Here is a 17513-nt window from a genome sequence, read left to right as displayed (position 1 = left end):
TAAAAAAGGATGAAAGCCTGGCTTTCATCCTTTTTTTATACAACTGTGAATGGCTCCGTATTCGCTTCAGAAACGAAGAAGTTAAAATCTCCTTTTTTATTACACTTCGCTTCAAGATATTCTTTTACTTTCGGACAAACGACTTTTTCAACGTGATGTCCAGGATCAATGATGGAAAGCCCCATCTCCATGGCATCTTGGGTCATATGAAAAGTCATGTCTCCTGTAATGTAAACATCTGCACCGCTTCGCTTAGCATGATGAATATACTTTTCTCCGCTGCCTCCAAGAAGAGCGACTTTCCTTACTTTTTTATCCATTTCCCCAGATACACGCAGATGCGGGACTTTGTATTGCTTCTTAACCAGCTCAACAAGCTCCTGCAAAGGCAATGGATTTTTCAGTTCTCCTACACGCCCCGCTCCCATTGGTTCACCTTCATTTAATAATGGATAAACATCATATGCGACTTCCTCATATGGATGAGCCTCTTCCATCGCTTTCAAAACTCCGGATAAGCGTGACTTCGGAACAATCGTCTCGATTCGTTTTTCATCAACGACTTCAAGCTTTCCTTGTTCACCCAAATACGGATCGGTCCCCTCTTCCGGATTAAATGTTCCTTGTCCGGAAAGTTGATACGTACAATGACTATAACGACCGATATGACCTGCTCCTGCCTCACTGATGGCATTCCGTAACTCATCTGCGTGATTTTCAGGGACGAAAACTGTGAGCTTTAAGAGAGAGTCGCTGCCTGTTTCAATCAGGGGCCGGCTATTCGTTACTCCAATCAGTTCAGCCATGACATCGTTCACACCACCTTTGGCAATATCAAGGTTCGTGTGTGCAGCATAAACCGTAATGTCATGTTTAATCAGTTTCTGGACGATTCTCCCTTTCGGTGTATCCAAATTGATTCGATTCAATTTAACAAAAAGCAGAGGGTGGTGGGCAATAATTAGATCCACTTCTTTTTCAATCGCTTCATCTACAACGTTCTCCAACACATCAAGGGTAACCATGATGTTTTTCACTGGTTTATTAAGGGTGCCAACTTGGAGACCAACATTATCCCATTCAAAGGCCAACCCCTTGGGTGACCATTTTTCAAATTCACGGATGATGTCCTGGGCGGTGGACATTTGGTTCATGATTGCAATACCTCCTCTAACCATTTCAGTTCCTTTTGTTGTTGTTTTAATTTCTCTTCATCAGGAGAAGCCGCTTGTTTCATCTGCTTAATAATATATCGTTTCTTCTTCCATTCCTCTTTACATTTCTTAATAAACGACTCTGGTCTTTTCTCTAATAAAAACGGTCCAAGCCACATTTCTTTGTCTATCATTTGTTGATTGTAAGATGAGGATGGGTCACCCTTTTCTGCAACAAGAATTTCATAAATGTGGCCGCTTTCCTCTACAATCGTTTCATCAACAAGTGTATAGTCATGCTGGAAGAACCATCTTCTAAGAGACCTTGAGTCGATATTGGGCTGGACGACAATTCGATTGACGCTTGACAGCTTCTCTTTTCCTCCTTCAAGAATATCACGAATTAAAGGCCCGCCCATTCCAGCAATCACAACCTGTTTTATTTCTCCAGGAGCGATTACAGCAAGCCCGTCACCAAGGCGGACATCAATGCGATCCTCAAGCTTATGTTTTTCCACTTCACTTTTTGCACTATCATACGGTCCTTGATTCACTTCACCCGCTACTGCTCTTGCTTCCGGGTCTTTCATACATACAAAGCACGGAAGATAGGCGTGATCAGAACCGATATCCGCAAAATGTGCTCCTTTCGGTAGATAGTCGGCCACCAGTGCTAAACGTTTAGATAATTGATTTACATTCATAGACGCTTTCCTCTCATAAAAGAAAAGCTTCCTGATTAGCCAGAAAGCTTTTCGTTCTTCTTCTTATTGTTATTTCTTTTCGGCTAGCCATTCGGCCAATTTCGTTGCTTGTTCTCCTGTGTAAAGACCAGCAGGCATGGCAGAACCTTTACCATTTACGATGATGTCATTAATTTCTTCAGCTGAATAGCGGCTTCCTACTTCTTGAAGGTTAGGGCCGGCTCCCCCGCCAAGGTCTCCGCCGTGGCAGCTTGCACATTGATTCTGATACAACTCCTCAGGACTTGCGCTTGCGGTTTCCTCTTGCTTCTCACCGCCGCCTTCTTCTTCATTCTGAATAGCTTCGCGTTGGTTAATCCCCGCTGCAGATACGACAATCATGACGACGATCCCCAGCACAGCGATAATTGCGAATGGAATCACAGGGTTCTTTCTCATTTGTTGCAACCTCCTTATGTATTCCCTCATATAGAATTTTCGTGTCTATTCGACTATATTTATTTTACTTGAAAACCGTTACTTATTAAAGAGATATCATGTGAAAACTTGTGAAACAATGTAAATAATTAAAAAAATGAAGCCAATGACGCCTGAATAGAAAAGCGTTTTCACTTTCCATAACCAGCCAAGAAAAAGCCAGAAAATCAAATTTGAAGCAAGTGTTATGTAAAAGGGCCATCCAAGGCCTATTATATTTTGGTTTAGGTGAACGGTCAGAAGCAGAAGAATTAAAGCACCATTGAGTAGCGGCACGAAAAGCCAGTCCGACTTTTTATATTGTAACCAACGGATATGAATCCATACCCCGATTACAAAACTCGACAAAACCACTGTTTGCAATATGATGCCCATTTCAGTAAAATAAATGACAAGAAATGAAAGGGGTAACAAAAAAGCATTCATTGCCATGAGCATATAAAAGGCGAGTGATTGTGAACCTTCAGTGCTCTCTTCGTTCTCCTGGCTTTCACCTTGAGTATAAAGCGCTAACAGGAAATTGCAATATTCATCTGGAAGCAATTGATTTTGTTTCCAGTACCTGATTTCATCAATGATGATGTTTGTCCTTTCATGTTTCATAGCAGCCCCCAAAAGAAAAGTTAACTCAGGAGCCCTCTCGCATCTATTGGCGAAAGCACCCCTGAGTCGGAGAATCTTTATTCCATGAAGTCCTTCAGACGTTTACTCCGGCTTGGATGGCGGAGTTTACGCAAAGCCTTCGCTTCGATTTGACGGATTCTCTCCCGAGTTACCCCAAACACTTTTCCTACTTCTTCAAGTGTTCTTGTACGTCCATCGTCCAAACCGAAACGGAGTCTGAGTACATTTTCTTCTCGATCTGTCAATGTATCAAGGACATCCTCAAGCTGTTCTTTCAACAGTTCATATGCTGCATGATCTGAAGGAGATGTCGCTTCCTGGTCTTCAATGAAGTCACCTAAATGAGAATCATCTTCCTCCCCGATCGGTGTTTCTAAAGATACCGGCTCCTGGGCTATCTTCAAAATTTCACGAACTTTATCTGGAGTGAGGTCCATATCCTGTGCAATCTCTTCCGGTGTCGGTTCACGACCAAGATCCTGAAGAAGTTGACGCTGGACACGAATCAGTTTGTTGATCGTCTCCACCATGTGGACAGGGATACGAATTGTACGCGCTTGGTCAGCGATCGCTCTTGTAATTGCCTGGCGGATCCACCACGTAGCATAGGTACTGAATTTATAACCTTTACGATAATCGAATTTTTCTACCGCTTTGATCAGACCCATGTTACCTTCTTGTATCAAGTCAAGGAAAAGCATCCCTCGGCCTACATATCTTTTAGCGATACTTACGACAAGACGCAGGTTGGCTTCCGCTAGGTCACGTTTCGCTTCTTCGTCACCATTCTCAATGCGTTGGGCAAGGCTGATCTCATCTTTCGCAGATAGCAGGTTCACACGGCCGATTTCTTTAAGGTACATACGCACAGGGTCATTAATTTTGACCCCAGGTGGTACACTCAAGTCATTAAGGTCGAACTCTTCCTCTTTATTCAATTGCTTCATACTTGGATCTGATTCCGAGTCTCCAATCACTTCTACACCCTGCTCATTCAGGTGTTCATAGAATTCATCCATTTGATCGGAATCCAATTCAAAGCTCGATAGTTTTTCCGCTACCTCTTCATATGCGAGAATCCCTCGTTTTTTCCCTAACTCTACCACTTGCTCTTTCGCTTGCTCAAGTGTCAATTCTGTTTGGTTCTCATTTTCTTTAGAACGTGATGGCTGCTGTTGCTTATCTGCCATAAGTCCCCCTCCTTCCAACAATCTATACAAACTCTACCTAGTGGTGTTTTAACTCTTTCTTGCGTCTGATGATTTCCATCGCAATTTCCGCTGCCCTGATCGGCTCATTTTGTTGTTCAGCCTTTTTCAACTCAGATTCAAGGTTTCTAATGTCCGTTCGATCCCATTGTTCTGACCGAATCCTTGTGATGTAATCATGGATTTCCTGATCAGAAACTTCTTCGCTGACAGGGGCCATTGCTAGCTCGATCGCCAGGTTTTTGATGGAAGCATCTTCAATCATCTCAACGAACTGACTGATATCTGATTCATTGCCGTCTTCATAATATGCATAAAGATGGGTGACAATGACCTGATGGTCTTCAATATTGAAAGCTCCTCCGATTTCCTCTTGAACTTTATCAGCGATATAAGGATCTCTCAACATATACGCAATCAACTTTCTTTCTGCATTATGAAAAGCGGGTAATAGTTTTTTTTGAACCGTAGGTTGCCTTGTATCATTAGTATATCGGTTCTTAGGCTCCTTATCCTTTACACCGCTTTGTGATCGAATCCGCTGAACTTCTTCTTTCAGAGTTTCTACGGAGAGCTGAAATTCTGTAGCGATCTCATTAAGGTAATGCTCTCGTTCGACCGCACGGTCAAGCCCTGCGATCTCTTGTAATACCTTTTCGATATAAGTAATGCGATCTCCTTCTACTTGCAGATTATAATCTCTACGCAAGTAATTCATCATAAAGGAAATATACGTATCACTAGTATCGATAATTTCACGCTTGAATCGGTCCCCTCCATACTTTTGGATGAAATCATCCGGATCAAGTTCATCTGGGACACGAGCAACGTAAGTTTGACAGCCCACACTTTTTAAGAGCTTCGCTGCCTTGACTGCTGCTTCAATACCAGCGCGGTCACCATCATAACAGATGATGATCTGCTCGGCGTATTTCTTCAACAGGTTTGCCTGCATGCTTGATAATGAAGTACCCATCGTACCCACGGCATGGTGAATGCCTGCCTGGTCTGCAGATATAACATCTCCAAATCCTTCAAACAGAATCACCGTTTTTTCTTTTCGAATAGCGGAGCGGGCAAGGTCGAAATTATAAAGCAGGCGTCCCTTATGAAAAAGTTCTGTCTCGGGGCTGTTTAAATATTTTGGTTCCTGCTGCCCAAGAGATCTTCCCGCAAATGCCACCGTCTTTCCTAAGTGATTCCTAAGTGGAAAAATCACTCTTCCACGGAACCTGTCCGCATATTCACCATGATCATTGGTACTGAGCAGCCCTGCTTTGACCATCGTCTGTGGATGATACCCTTTCTTTTCAAGGAACGTAACAACAAAGTCCTTGGAATCCGGTGAATATCCAATTTGGTATTTCTGGATCGTTTCATCCGTAAAGCCACGGTCGATTAAATACTGGTAGGCTTCCCGACCATCTTTGGAATTCTTTAACAAATGATGGTATAATTTAGTCAACCATTGATGCGCTTCAAGCATAGCCTGGGATTCTTGGCTCTTTTCTGACGGGGCATCTTCAGATAACTGATCAGGCAGATCAATACCTGTCTGCTCAGCCAGTTGCTTCAATGCCTGGATAAAACTGAACCCTTCAATCTCCATCAGGAAGGTATAGACATTCCCTCCCTTTCCACAACCAAAGCAATGAAAGATCTGCTTATCTTGAGAAACGGAAAAGGAAGGAGTGTTTTCTCCATGGAAAGGACAAAGGCCGAAATGATTCCTGCCTTGTTTTTTCAAATCGACGTAATTGCCGATCACTTCTACAATATCCGTTGACCTTCTGATTTCATCGACTTTTTCTTCTGGAATATGTCCAGCCATAAGATCACCATACTACTCAATTATTCTCTTTCAATGCTTAAAATCCTTCATGTTCTGACAACAATTTTTGGAAAACAGATCGAAACTTTTCGCGATCCTGGGCAGTGAATGCCGATGGGCCCTTCCATTTCTTCCTCTGCTTCATCGTCTGCTGCCTTATGAATTTTTGATTCATGATGTTGTCTGCATCATTTTCTCTAACCAGTTTACCTCTTGGAGTAAGGACATAAACCCCTTTGGAAGTCAATAATACAGCCAGGGAAAGGTCCTGGGTAATAACGACATCGCCTTCGCCTACTTGATTAAGGATATACAGATCAACAGATTGCGATCCATCATCGACGAACATCCATCCAGCTTCTGCTTTCTCACGACTATAGTGATTGACGGTTGCGATGAAATAAGGATGTAGATCATACTGCATACACACATCGATGATTTCTTCTTGTACTGGACAGCTATCTGCATCAACATAAATATGAACATTTAAATTTGGCATAGTATCAATATTTCTACAATAAGCGGTAGAATCCTCCTTAAAAGTGAATGTTTTATTTTTCTGAAAAGTATGTGCTTTTAGGGCTCACTATCAGAAAAACTTCCTAGGAATGGACATCCCTTCATTATAAGGATTTTTACCACAAATAGATATTATAATACATTCCTATCAATTACGCTATGTCTAATTGTACCTAATTTCATTCTTCCCAACAAAAGTCGCGCTTAATCAAAGCGCGACTTCCGCTATTTGTATTATTCTTGGGCATTTTGACGTAATTTGTTCATGATGACATTCGCTGTCTCTTCGACAGCTTTATTTGATACGTCAATCACCGGGCAGCCGATCTTTTCTACAATTCGATTGAAGTGATCGATTTCCTGTTGAATGCGCGTCATATTCGCATAGCTTGCTTGATCTCCAAGACCTAATGACTTTAATCTTTCTTTTCTAATATCATTTAGCTTCTCTGCACTTATACTTAAGCCTATGCATTTATCGGGATCGACACGGAACAATTCCGATGGCGGCTGCACTTCCGGGACAATCGGGACATTAGCTACTTTCAGGCGCTTGTGAGCCAAATACTGAGACAATGGAGTCTTCGATGTTCTAGAAACGCCGATCAACACGATATCGGCTTTGGAAATGCCACGTGGATCACGACCGTCATCGTACCGGACAGCAAATTCGATAGCCTCTACTCTCTTAAAGTAATCTTCATCTAACTTATGAACAAGTCCCGGTTCAAGCCGAGGTTTGATTTGCAGATGATTTTCCATGACCTCCATCATCGGTCCCATAATATCGACGCACTCAATGCCGTGCTTTTCAGCTTCCTGCTTCAGGTGTTGTCTGAACTCTGGAATTACTAGTGTAAAACCGATCATCGCGTTATGTTCTTTCGCCTGCTGCACCGCCTCATTGATCGTCCCTTTGTCTTCCACATAAGGGATTCGCTGCAAGTCAAAAGGCCCGTCATCAAACTGGCTGAGACACGCTTTTACGACCAGTTCCGCCGTCTCACCTACTGAATCAGATAAAACATAAATTAAGGGCTTTTCCATACGATCCCTCCTCCCCTTTAAAATTACAAGTGTTGGTCTCTGGCCAATTCCACAAGTGCTTTTGTGATATTTGTCTTTGTCAGTCGCCCGACCACTTTCAACCCTTCCTCAGTAGGTTGGACTACAGGCAGACCATCAATTTGTTTTTCAATTAACTTCTGGGCTGCATCTAACAACAAATCTTCAGGTTCACAAACCGTAATATTCGGCATCCTCGTCATAATGATATGGACAGGAACGGATGTAAGGTCCTGATTACCTATACTCGCTCTCAGCAGATCTTTCCTTGATAAGACTCCTGTTAAAATGGAGTGTTGATCTGTTACGAAAAGTGTCCCTACGTCTTCTAAGAACATAGCGCAGATGGCATCGTAAACCGATACATCTTCTTCCACAACAATCGGGCGGGATTGATATTCATCCACTTTGAACTTCTTAAGCTTCTCGGTAAAAAGCTCAGACCCTGTTTTTCCCGTAAAGAAATAACCGACACGCGGGCGGGCGTCCAGAAAACCCGCCATTGTAAGAATGGCTAAGTCTGGACGCAGCGTCGCCCGTGTCAAGTTCAGCTGATCTGCGATATTCTCACCTGTAATAGGCCCGTTATCTTTCACGATTTGAATAATTTGTTCTTGCCGGTTTGATAGTTCCAATCATTCTTCACCCCGATCACTAACTGTGACATACTATTTCTTAATTATAGCTCATTTTAATTATCGGTAAAAGAAAGCTGATTAGAACTGTTGTTTCCATTCAATGGCATTCAAGTTGGCGAACGCATAGACGTCCTCAGAAATCTGCTTCAATAGACCTAAGCGGTTACGGCGGATGCTTTCGTCTTCTGCCATTACCATCGTTGCATCAAAGAAGGAATGGATTGGGTTTGCAAGTTTGGATAACTGATCAAGAGCAGGACCCAGCTTAGTTTCACGCAATGCGTGTCGATAATCTTCCTGTACTTGCTGATATGCATCATATAACTTTCGCTCTTGGTCATTTTCAAACAAGGCAGGATCGACATTTGCATCATCTGCCTTCTTAGCCAAATTCAACACACGACCTAGTGCTTCATGCACAGTTTTGAATGAAGGGTCCTGGCGTTTTTCTACTAGTAGAACCGCTTTTTCCTTCGTTGTAGGATAGATGCCGATTCCTTTTGCCAACACAGCTTCCACAACATCTGGTGCGACTCCTTCCTCTCTCATTAAGTAGGCCGCACGTACGCGGAAGAATTCATGTAAGTCGTTATGAACTTCTTTTTCCTCACGAGTCGGGAGCTCCAGTTCATAATAAAATTGATGTACGAGATCGATCAGTTGTTCAACTGGAATGGACCATCCATGAGCCGTTAAGGTTTGCAGGATTCCTAAAGCCTGGCGTCTTAATCCGTATGGATCCTGTGAACCAGTTGGAATAATACCGATGGAAATACTACCGACGATTGTGTCCAGCTTATCTGCAATGCTGACAAGTGAACCAATGGTTGACGAAGGTACCTCCCCATTTGCTTGACGAGGCATGTAATGTTCATTAATGGCTACAGCTACCTCTTCATCCTCACCGAAGATCCGCGCGTACTTTTCGCCCATCGTTCCTTGTAGTTCTGTAAATTCATCGACCATCTGGGTCACAAGGTCAAATTTACAAATTTCAGCTGCCCGTTTTGCTTTTTGCAGTTGGGCTTCTTCAAGACCGATCCATTCCCCGAGTTTGCCAGTAATGGCCACGATCCGTTGGACTTTATCTGCTAACGTCCCAAGCTCTTCCTGATAGACCATGCGAGAAAGCTTTTGCATTTTTTCATCAATGCTTCCCTTCTGATCTTCTTCATAAAAGAACTGAGCATCCTTAAGACGTGCCTTCAATACCTTTTCGTTTCCTCTTGCAACGGTCTCAAGATGCTGGTCATCCCCATTACGAACGCCAACGAAATGAGGTTTCAACTCTCCGTCCAGAGAACGTACCGGAAAATACCGCTGATGCTCTTTCATTGAAGTAACCAGTGCTTCTTCGGGAACATCAAGGAATTCATCCGAGAAAGTGCCACTGAAAACCGTCGGATATTCAACTAAGTGCGTCACTTCGTTCAATAAATCTTCATCGATGATCAACTTCCACTCATTTTCACTTTCAAGCTTCTTCAACTGATCGACTATCTCAGCTTTTCTTTCCTCCACAGAAGCCATGACATACTGTTCTTTCAACGTTTGTTCATAAGCACCCGCTTCAGTTACTGTCGTTTCGGACCCTAAGAAACGGTGCCCGAATGTCGTATTTCCTGTTTCCACCCCTTCGATTGTAAAAGGAATGACTTGTTCACCGAAAAGACCGATCATCCACCGGATTGGACGTGCATAACGCATGTCACGATTTCCCCATCTCATGTTTTTAGGGAAAGTAAGAGATAAGAAAACATCCCGGAAGTTTTGTAGGAGTTTTGTGGTTGCTTCTCCTTCAATGAACTTATTGACATGAACATATTCGGTGCCTTTGATTTCTTTAAAATAAATATCCTCTACATCTTTGCCTTGCCCCTTGGAAAAACCGATGGCCGCTTTCGTCCAGTTGCCTTCTTCATCAAGAGCGATTTTCTTAGCAGGTCCTTTCGCTTCCTCTTCAATATCAGGCTGCTTTTCTTCAACGTCTGTAATTTTAACTGCCAACCTTCTCGGGGTTGCAAAGCCGGTGATGTCTCCATAAGGAATTCGGTTATCCTTAAACCATTGAGCTGTTTTTGCTTGCAGCTGATCTAATGCATCATTGATAAAACGAGCAGGAAGCTCTTCCACACCTAGTTCAAATAATACGGTATTACTCATGATAACCCTCCTCCTTTTTCAACATCGGGAAGCCAAGACGTTCCCTTTCTTCTACATAGGTTTTAGCTATTTTCCGAGCCAGGTTTCTTACACGGGAAATATAACCCGTTCGTTCCGTTACACTAATGACTCCTTTTGCATCAAGCAAATTAAATGTGTGTGAACATTTCAACACATAATCATAAGCTGGGAAAACTAGCCCTTGTTCCATGATGCGCTGTGCTTCTTTTTCATAAGTCGAGAAAAGATCGAACAACATTTCCTCATCAGAAGCTTCGAACGTATAAACCGAATGTTCATATTCTGGCTGGGTGAAAATATCTCCCACCGTTACTCCGTTGGTCCATTCTAATTCAAATACATTTTCTTTATCCTGAATGTAAGACGCCAGCCGCTCCAGGCCGTACGTAATTTCAGCAGAAACAGGCTTCGCTTCAAGACCGCCGATTTGCTGGAAGTACGTAAATTGAGTGATTTCCATGCCATCAAGCCAAACTTCCCAACCAAGACCTGCGGCACCAAGAGTTGGGTTTTCCCAGTTATCTTCAACGAAACGGATGTCGTGTTTCTTCGGATCAATTCCAAGAGCTTCCAGTGATTCTAAGTACAATTCCTGAATATTATCAGGAGAAGGTTTCATGATGACCTGAAATTGATGGTGTTGATATAAACGGTTCGGGTTTTGGCCATATCGCCCATCAGCAGGACGGCGGGAAGGCTCTACATAGGCAACGTTCCACGGCTCAGGTCCAAGGCTTCGTAAAAGCGTCATGGGAGACATCGTCCCTGCCCCTTTTTCTGTATCGTAAGCTTGCATAAGCAGACATCCTTGTTTTGACCAGTGATTCTGCAGTGTTAAGATCATGTCTTGAATATTCATACGTTCCCTCCTAAAAATGGCTTGTTCAAATGAAAAGAGACCCCGTTCCTACGTCTGCATCCAGACATAGGGACGGGGTCTCCGCGGTTCCACCCTAATTGCTTCCCAAAAAGGAAGCCACTTTGATTATTGCTCCAGAACGCCTTCACCAGCTGGTTTCCGCTTGTCTCTCACCATCACAAGCTCGCTTATTGGAAACAGAAAGACCGGTTACTACTCTCCTTCACAGCAACACGTTATTTAGTAATAGAATCATACTCTAATTTCAGCAAAATTGTCAAACCTCAGTCTGAAAACAAATCCAGCTGCTTTAAAAATTTCTTTGATTTAATGAAATATCCACCATATCGATCATAGTATTCATCCATAATGTGACGCAACAATTTTTTATTTTCTTCTTTCATCGTAATCTGACCAAGCCGCTTCACATCCATATGTAAGAAGACTCTCAGCAATTTTGGTAATGGATCTGGCAAACCATAAGCTTGCGGGTCCCGCTGCTTACAACGAAAGCATAATAGACCGCCCTCTACCATAGAAAATGCAAAAGGTCCTTCCTGACTGCCGCATTGGATACAGTGATCGACGACCGGAGCGAATCCCGCTTTTTTATACATTTTCAATTCATACATCAACGTCAGGATATTTGGATCCTTTCCTTCATTCATCCATTGGAAGGTTTGAAGCAACTGTTCATAAAGAAAAGGATCCGGCTGCTTTTCTTCAATGAGTTTATCTGTCAATTCTGCGATGTAAGAGGCATACGCCGTTTTTACAATATCCTCGCGAATCGACCTGAGGGAAGATAACATCTCCCCCTGACTCATTGATGCTAAGCCGGACCCTGTTTGAATTAAAAATGTGCCGTGGATGAATGGTTGGGTGATTGAGGACATCCGGCTCTTTGGTTTTTTAGCCCCACGAGCCATTACGCCGATTTTCCCTTTTTCTCGTGTCATCATCGTGACGATTTTATGTGTTTCACCGTAATTATTCGTCCGGATGACGACTCCTTCCACCTTGTCCATCAAATGGCTCACCTGCTCCGTTTACGAATGAAGATCATCCGTAGATATTGGTTCAGTAGGGGAAGCGAGCTGTTCTTGAGACTGTTGATCTTGAGACTCCAATTCTTTCATCAGTAAATAAGTTTCCACACTGCCTGTTTGACTGAAAACGTTCCATGAAAGCTTGTCGCGCACAAGAAACACCGCCTTTCTTATCATCGCTAAACGATTGTACATTACTAGAATGCTTCCCCTGACCGAAAACATAAGGCTTAATATTTTCCAACCCTCAATATTCGTCTTCGCGATATCCGAAATCACTAAGTTGGATTTGTTTGTTTCTCCAGTCTTTTTGTACTTTAACCCAAAGTTCCAAATACACTTTGCTGCCTAAAAGTGACTCGATGTCTCTTCTGGCTCTCTTACCGATTTCTTTTAACATACTGCCTTGTTTACCGATAATAATGCCTTTTTGAGACTTTCGTTCCACAATGATAGCCGCTTGAATTTGTACTTTATCATGTTCATTCCTAGGCTCGATCGCTTCAATGACAACAGCAATAGAGTGAGGGATTTCCTCACGAGTTAAATGCAACACTTTTTCTCTAATAAATTCGCTTATTACAAAACGTTCCGGATGGTCCGTGATTTGGTCTTCCGGATAAAACTGCGGCCCTTCAGGCAGATGCTGTTTTAGGACGTCCAACAAATGGTTGACATTGTTTCCTTCAAGCGCTGAGATTGGAATGATTTCTTCAAAATCAAGCTTCTCTTTGTACTGATCAATTAAAGGCAGTAAGTCATCTGGGTGAACCCTGTCGATTTTATTGATGATTAAAAATACAGGCTGGTCGACACGCTGGAGACGGTCCAAAATGAATTGGTCCCCTCTGCCGTATCCTTCTTCTGCATTGATCATAAAAAGAACGGCATCCACTTCGTTCAATGTATTTTCTGCAACGTTCACCATATAGTCTCCAAGCTTGTGCTTCGGTTTATGGATTCCGGGAGTATCAATAAAAATGATTTGCGACTCCTTATCTGTCATTACTCCCTGGATTTTGTTTCTAGTGGTTTGGGGTTTGTCACTCATGATGGCAATTTTTTCACCAATTACACGATTCATGAACGTTGATTTGCCCACATTCGGACGGCCAACGATTGTAACAAAACCCGATTTGAAATTCTCTGTCATAAATGTTCCTCCAATAAATGTTCACGCAGTCGTTCTGCTTCACTATACTATATCATCTTCTGGGGTTCATTCCTATTCTCATAACAAGAAAAGCTTAGGGATGAAAATAATGAGTCCTATGATGACCGATCCAATACTCGCTACAAGAACAGCCCCGGCTGTAATATCTTTAATGGACCCTATGACGGGGTGTTGTTCTGGATGGTAAAAATCAAGCAGCCTTTCCATAGCTGTATTAACCATTTCCAGGCTGAGGACGATGACAATGATGATTAGGATGGTCATCCACTCCACTTTAGTTAAACCGAATAAAAAGGCTGCTATGAAAACTAATAAAGCTACGGAGAGATGAATCCGAAAGTTCCGCTCCGACTGGTACACTTCTTTTATTCCATTCCAAGCGAAACGGAAACCAATCCCTGACTTCTGTTTACGATCTTTGAAGTCCGAACTCATGTAAAATTTCCTCTTGTCTGCCGAACATCTTCTTCTCATCTTCTTCATTCATGTGATCATAACCAAGCAGATGCAAGAACCCGTGCAACGCCAGGAAGCCAAATTCTCGTTCAAGAGAATGGTTATAGTCTTCGGCTTGCTCTTTTGCCTTATCGACAGAAATGATTATATCACCTAGCATAAGCGGCATGTTCTCATCCAACACATTCATTTCATCCTCCCCAAGTTCTTGCATAGCAAAAGAAATGACATCTGTTGGTTCGTCTTTTTGACGGTAATTGCGGTTGATTTCCTGAATTTCTTTGTTATCCACAAAGCTGACAGAGACTTCCGCATCCCCTGTAACCCCTTCTTTTTCTCCTGCAAAACGGATGATACGCTGAATCATATCGACAAATGCTTCATCTACTGAATTGGTTTCGTCTTGAAAATCAATGGTAATCATATTATTTTGCCTCCTTGACTAATGTTTTGGTTTCTGGGTATTCGATCCTTGAATGAAAGATGCCATGCAGTGTTTCACATATGGCTGTTTCCATTGTCTTCAACTCATTAAACGTTAAATTACTGCCATCCAACTGACCATCGAGCATCCGGTCTTCCACAATAGACCTCACGATATTATGGATTTTTTCTTCTGTCGGGTGACTTAATGACCTTACCGCCGCTTCCACCGAATCGCAAATACAAACGATGGCCGCTTCCTTACTTTGGGGCTTCGGACCTGGATACCTATAATCATCTTCTTTGGTATCTTCGTTCATTTCCTTAGCCTGATAATAAAAATACTTTAAAAGCGTCTTCCCATGGTGTTGTTTAGTGATATCAATAATTTCGTCGGGAAATTTACTCTGCTTCAGCATCCTCGCACCATCATAGGGGTGGTTAATAATCATTTCAGCGCTTTGTTCAGGTTCCAGAAAATTATGCGGATTTCTCATCCCCATTTGATTCTCAATAAAATAATGGGGATGGGCGGTTTTTCCGAGGTCATGATAATAGGATGCCACACGTGCAAGAAGACCATGAGCTCCTATTGATTCACACGCCGCTTCACTTAAATTGGCTACCATGACACTGTGATGATACGTACCTGGTGCTTCCACTAGTATTTTACGTAAAAGCGGGTGGTTAGGACTGGCAAGCGTCAGCAATTTTTGATCAGAAAGAACCCCGAAACCGGTCTCTATGAAAGGAAGAAAGCCAAGCGTCAAAACTGCGGAAAGAAAAGCGCCGCTGACTCCATACCCACTATATAAAAGCACTTCCGACCATGAATATTTTTCAAAAGAAATGAATAGAAAGAACAGGATTGCACATATATTGGTAAAAGCAACACCTGCACTAGCACGCACAATGGATAACCTATCTTTACTTTGAGTGAGGAAAAAGATACCTGACAGCTGAGATAGAAGTAAATACATTCCTGCGGTTGCATGAAGAGCTCCAGCTAGTTGTCCATTGAACAACAAGCAAGCCATTAAAGAATAGACAACCGCCAATACAATCGCAAATCGTTCAGAACAGAGGATCTTGATAATCATAACACCTGTGACGGCCGGGAAAAGATAGTAGACAGGTTGTTCCATTGACCCGAATAAACTGAACACTTTCATGAGCGTAATCATTAATAAGGATACCAGCGTGGATATAAAAATATGACGTACCGTCCAGTTGTTCTTTTTAACGGCCTTCCTGCATTCTACATACAAAATAGCGCCTAATAGAAGGGCAAACATAGCCAGTCCAATGGATGGAAGGATATTGCGCTGTTGATCAAGCAGTCCGGTCAACAAAAGATCATCATAGATATCCCCTGTAATCGTAGCCCCTTCTGAAACAATCACTTCTCCAGCTCTAATCATGACCGGCTCGACAGTAGCAGCCGCTTTTTTTATGGCTCTATCTGTTTTTTCAGGGTCGAACAAGGAGTTCTCGACAAGGGCATAGGCCCCGATGTCTGAAATGACTGATTTCAAAGGCATAGGCGTTTCTGAATATTGAACTTCCAGATCAATTCTTCGTTCCACATCTTCAACTTCTGATACTTGGACCCCTTCTTTAAAATAGTTATGTAAGAGGTTTTCAAGCATCCGCTGGCTCTCACTCAACGAAGGATCATCCGCCCTCAGCAAAGGAAGGAAAACCTCTGTGGGAAGCCCTTCAGAGAGTTCACCCGTTAAAAGCGATTCAATCATAGTTACTTGTTCTTCATTAGTTAGATTTTCTCCCTGACTCTTCGTTTCTTTTACGACATCATAAATTTCACTTATCATATTCAGGCGTTCTTCCGCAATATCTTCAGAGATCGTATATTGATCTTCAACGGCCTGAGTAACTGCTCTCAGCTGCTGCTCTGTCTTTTGCTTGTTCTCTATGGTGATAGGGGAACGAATTGTTTCAGGAGCCGTGCTGTATTTCTCAAGCTCATAAGTTTGCGTGTAGACATTTGGAATGGCAAGCGCAAAAAAATAAACAGCAACAGCGAATGCGGGTAAAGCATACAACAGCTTCGACTTGTGCATGTTAAGTTTTTGGAGCTGTTGAAGGAATCGCGCCTTCACATCACCCCACCCCTTCCCATTTTATTCCAAGTGAAGACAGTAAATAAGACCCATTGGCTGGGTCTTATTTACTTTCCTCTTCATATGCATCAATAATCCGCTGTACAAGTGGGTGCCTGACAACGTCGGATTGATCCAAATGAATGAAGGCAGACCCTTTAACTTTAGCTAACCGCTCCTCAGCGACTCGCAAACCGGACTTCACACCTTTAGGAAGATCCACTTGCGTGATATCTCCAGTGATAATCATTTTCGAACCGAATCCTAAACGAGTCAGAAACATCTTCATTTGTTCAGGTGTCGTATTTTGAGCTTCATCCAAAATAGCGAATGCATCATCCAACGTCCGCCCTCTCATATAAGCCAGCGGAGCAATCTCAATCGTTCCTCTATCGATCAAGCGTGCCGTATGTTCTGCGCCAAATACATCGTGCAAAGAATCATAAAGCGGTCTTAAGTAAGGATCGACCTTCTCTTTTAAATCACCTGGAAGAAAACCTAAACTTTCTCCTGCTTCCACTGCCGGACGAGTCAGAATAATCCTCTTCACATCACCATTTTTCAAAGCATTGACTGCCATAATTACAGCAAGATAGGTCTTACCTGTACCAGCAGGGCCAATACCAAAAACAAGGTCATTCTTCTTGATCGCCGCAATATAATTTCTTTGACCAAGGGTTTTCACCCTGATTGATTTCCCTTTTGAGTTTTTCGTGATTTCATCTTCGAACAATGCTTCGAATTGATTAATTTTCCCTTTTTTAGCGAGCTCTACAGCGTAAACAACATCTCGTTCCGTCACAGTCAAACCTTTACGGATAATTGCAAGAACACTGTTGAGTATTTCTTCCACAAGCTGAACATGTTCCGCCTGGCCGGATACTCTGACTTGTTCCCCACGTGAAATGATCGTGACTTTCAGCTGTTCCTCAATTTGCTTGAGGTTGCGGTCTTCTGTACCAAAAAGGGCTAATGCTTCTGTTGTATTATCTAATTGAATGTCCATTGTTTTTAAATCTTCTGGCATA

General features: G+C 42.6%; 18 protein-coding genes. All 18 read right to left on the bottom strand.

From position 1 onward, the window contains the following. Nucleotides 1-35 precede the first annotated feature (35 nt). The gene (locus ACQ4XT_RS12055) at nucleotides 36-1154 is read right to left on the bottom strand and encodes a Nif3-like dinuclear metal center hexameric protein (RefSeq protein WP_446853874.1); all 1119 of its coding nucleotides are present in this window, start codon (nucleotides 1152-1154) and stop codon (nucleotides 36-38) included. Continuing rightward, on the bottom strand, nucleotides 1151-1858 hold the full coding sequence (locus ACQ4XT_RS12050) for a tRNA (adenine(22)-N(1))-methyltransferase (RefSeq protein WP_446853873.1): 708 nt from the start codon (nucleotides 1856-1858) through the stop codon (nucleotides 1151-1153). Before ACQ4XT_RS12050 ends, ACQ4XT_RS12055 begins: the two co-directional genes overlap by 4 nt. Nucleotides 1859-1927: 69 nt before the next feature. Continuing rightward, nucleotides 1928-2296: a cytochrome c550 gene (cccA, locus tag ACQ4XT_RS12045; RefSeq protein ID WP_146812822.1), complete on the bottom strand. Its 369-nt coding sequence runs from the start codon at nucleotides 2294-2296 to the stop codon at nucleotides 1928-1930. A 96-nt stretch (nucleotides 2297-2392) separates the two neighbouring features. Then, complete coding sequence (locus ACQ4XT_RS12040; protein WP_446853872.1) at nucleotides 2393-2938, bottom strand: hypothetical protein; 546 nt, start codon at nucleotides 2936-2938, stop codon at nucleotides 2393-2395. Nucleotides 2939-3015: 77 nt separating this feature from the next. Beyond that, nucleotides 3016-4149, bottom strand: coding sequence for an RNA polymerase sigma factor RpoD (gene rpoD / locus ACQ4XT_RS12035; RefSeq protein ID WP_089654288.1), 1134 nt, complete (start codon nucleotides 4147-4149; stop codon nucleotides 3016-3018). A 37-nt stretch (nucleotides 4150-4186) separates the two neighbouring features. Then, nucleotides 4187-5998, bottom strand: coding sequence for a DNA primase (dnaG, locus tag ACQ4XT_RS12030; RefSeq protein WP_446853871.1), 1812 nt, complete (start codon nucleotides 5996-5998; stop codon nucleotides 4187-4189). Between the two features lie 37 nt (nucleotides 5999-6035). Next, nucleotides 6036-6497, bottom strand: coding sequence for a YaiI/YqxD family protein (locus ACQ4XT_RS12025; RefSeq protein WP_446853870.1), 462 nt, complete (start codon nucleotides 6495-6497; stop codon nucleotides 6036-6038). Between the two features lie 254 nt (nucleotides 6498-6751). Next, a complete protein-coding gene (locus ACQ4XT_RS12020) occupies nucleotides 6752-7564 on the bottom strand; it encodes a pyruvate, water dikinase regulatory protein (protein ID WP_446853869.1) in 813 nt (270 codons plus the stop codon). Between the two features lie 23 nt (nucleotides 7565-7587). After that, nucleotides 7588-8217 (bottom strand): transcriptional regulator CcpN, encoded by a 630-nt coding sequence (gene ccpN / locus ACQ4XT_RS12015; RefSeq protein ID WP_146812817.1) that lies wholly within the window; start codon nucleotides 8215-8217, stop codon nucleotides 7588-7590. 81 nt (nucleotides 8218-8298) lie between these two features. Further along, nucleotides 8299-10383, bottom strand: coding sequence for a glycine--tRNA ligase subunit beta (gene glyS, locus ACQ4XT_RS12010; RefSeq protein WP_446853868.1), 2085 nt, complete (start codon nucleotides 10381-10383; stop codon nucleotides 8299-8301). Beyond that, on the bottom strand, nucleotides 10376-11263 hold the full coding sequence (gene glyQ, locus ACQ4XT_RS12005) for a glycine--tRNA ligase subunit alpha (protein WP_446853867.1): 888 nt from the start codon (nucleotides 11261-11263) through the stop codon (nucleotides 10376-10378). Before glyQ ends, glyS begins: the two co-directional genes overlap by 8 nt. Nucleotides 11264-11547: 284 nt before the next feature. Further along, nucleotides 11548-12294, bottom strand: coding sequence for a DNA repair protein RecO (gene recO / locus ACQ4XT_RS12000; protein ID WP_446853866.1), 747 nt, complete (start codon nucleotides 12292-12294; stop codon nucleotides 11548-11550). Nucleotides 12295-12312: 18 nt separating this feature from the next. Next, nucleotides 12313-12489, bottom strand: coding sequence for a YqzL family protein (locus tag ACQ4XT_RS11995; RefSeq protein WP_160912888.1), 177 nt, complete (start codon nucleotides 12487-12489; stop codon nucleotides 12313-12315). 70 nt (nucleotides 12490-12559) lie between these two features. Continuing rightward, entirely contained in the window at nucleotides 12560-13465 is a 906-nt protein-coding gene (era, locus tag ACQ4XT_RS11990) for a GTPase Era (RefSeq protein ID WP_226591018.1), read from the bottom strand. Nucleotides 13466-13543: 78 nt separating this feature from the next. Beyond that, nucleotides 13544-13921 (bottom strand): diacylglycerol kinase family protein, encoded by a 378-nt coding sequence (locus tag ACQ4XT_RS11985; RefSeq protein ID WP_446853865.1) that lies wholly within the window; start codon nucleotides 13919-13921, stop codon nucleotides 13544-13546. After that, entirely contained in the window at nucleotides 13896-14366 is a 471-nt protein-coding gene (gene ybeY, locus ACQ4XT_RS11980; protein ID WP_167356112.1) for an rRNA maturation RNase YbeY, read from the bottom strand. Before ybeY ends, ACQ4XT_RS11985 begins: the two co-directional genes overlap by 26 nt. A gap of 1 nt (nucleotide 14367) precedes the next feature. After that, nucleotides 14368-16446 (bottom strand): HD family phosphohydrolase, encoded by a 2079-nt coding sequence (locus ACQ4XT_RS11975; RefSeq protein ID WP_446853864.1) that lies wholly within the window; start codon nucleotides 16444-16446, stop codon nucleotides 14368-14370. A 103-nt stretch (nucleotides 16447-16549) separates the two neighbouring features. Continuing rightward, nucleotides 16550-17512, bottom strand: coding sequence for a PhoH family protein (locus tag ACQ4XT_RS11970; RefSeq protein WP_160915070.1), 963 nt, complete (start codon nucleotides 17510-17512; stop codon nucleotides 16550-16552). Nucleotide 17513 lies beyond the last annotated feature (1 nt).

Source organism: Halobacillus sp. 12SKB (assembly GCF_052941655.1).
The sequence above is the reverse complement of the archived record's forward strand: the minus strand, read 5'-3'. Positions and strand labels throughout refer to the sequence as shown.

Excerpts from the sequence above, each read along its gene's own strand:
- era (WP_226591018.1), bottom strand. The coding sequence starts at position 13,465 with ATGACAGAGAATTTCAAATCGGGTTTTGTTACAATCGTTGGCCGTCCG.
- ACQ4XT_RS12050 (WP_446853873.1), bottom strand. The coding sequence starts at position 1,858 with ATGAATGTAAATCAATTATCTAAACGTTTAGCACTGGTGGCCGACTAT.
- ACQ4XT_RS12020 (WP_446853869.1), bottom strand. The coding sequence starts at position 7,564 with ATGGAAAAGCCCTTAATTTATGTTTTATCTGATTCAGTAGGTGAGACG.
- ACQ4XT_RS11995 (WP_160912888.1), bottom strand. The coding sequence starts at position 12,489 with ATGATAAGAAAGGCGGTGTTTCTTGTGCGCGACAAGCTTTCATGGAAC.
- dnaG (WP_446853871.1), bottom strand. The coding sequence starts at position 5,998 with ATGGCTGGACATATTCCAGAAGAAAAAGTCGATGAAATCAGAAGGTCA.
- ACQ4XT_RS12055 (WP_446853874.1), bottom strand. The coding sequence starts at position 1,154 with ATGAACCAAATGTCCACCGCCCAGGACATCATCCGTGAATTTGAAAAA.
- cccA (WP_146812822.1), bottom strand. The coding sequence starts at position 2,296 with ATGAGAAAGAACCCTGTGATTCCATTCGCAATTATCGCTGTGCTGGGG.
- glyQ (WP_446853867.1), bottom strand. The coding sequence starts at position 11,263 with ATGAATATTCAAGACATGATCTTAACACTGCAGAATCACTGGTCAAAA.
- glyS (WP_446853868.1), bottom strand. The coding sequence starts at position 10,383 with ATGAGTAATACCGTATTATTTGAACTAGGTGTGGAAGAGCTTCCTGCT.
- ACQ4XT_RS11985 (WP_446853865.1), bottom strand. The coding sequence starts at position 13,921 with ATGAGTTCGGACTTCAAAGATCGTAAACAGAAGTCAGGGATTGGTTTC.
- ACQ4XT_RS12025 (WP_446853870.1), bottom strand. The coding sequence starts at position 6,497 with ATGCCAAATTTAAATGTTCATATTTATGTTGATGCAGATAGCTGTCCA.
- rpoD (WP_089654288.1), bottom strand. The coding sequence starts at position 4,149 with ATGGCAGATAAGCAACAGCAGCCATCACGTTCTAAAGAAAATGAGAAC.
- ACQ4XT_RS11970 (WP_160915070.1), bottom strand. The coding sequence starts at position 17,512 with ATGCCAGAAGATTTAAAAACAATGGACATTCAATTAGATAATACAACA.
- ACQ4XT_RS12040 (WP_446853872.1), bottom strand. The coding sequence starts at position 2,938 with ATGAAACATGAAAGGACAAACATCATCATTGATGAAATCAGGTACTGG.
- ACQ4XT_RS11975 (WP_446853864.1), bottom strand. The coding sequence starts at position 16,446 with ATGCACAAGTCGAAGCTGTTGTATGCTTTACCCGCATTCGCTGTTGCT.
- ybeY (WP_167356112.1), bottom strand. The coding sequence starts at position 14,366 with ATGATTACCATTGATTTTCAAGACGAAACCAATTCAGTAGATGAAGCA.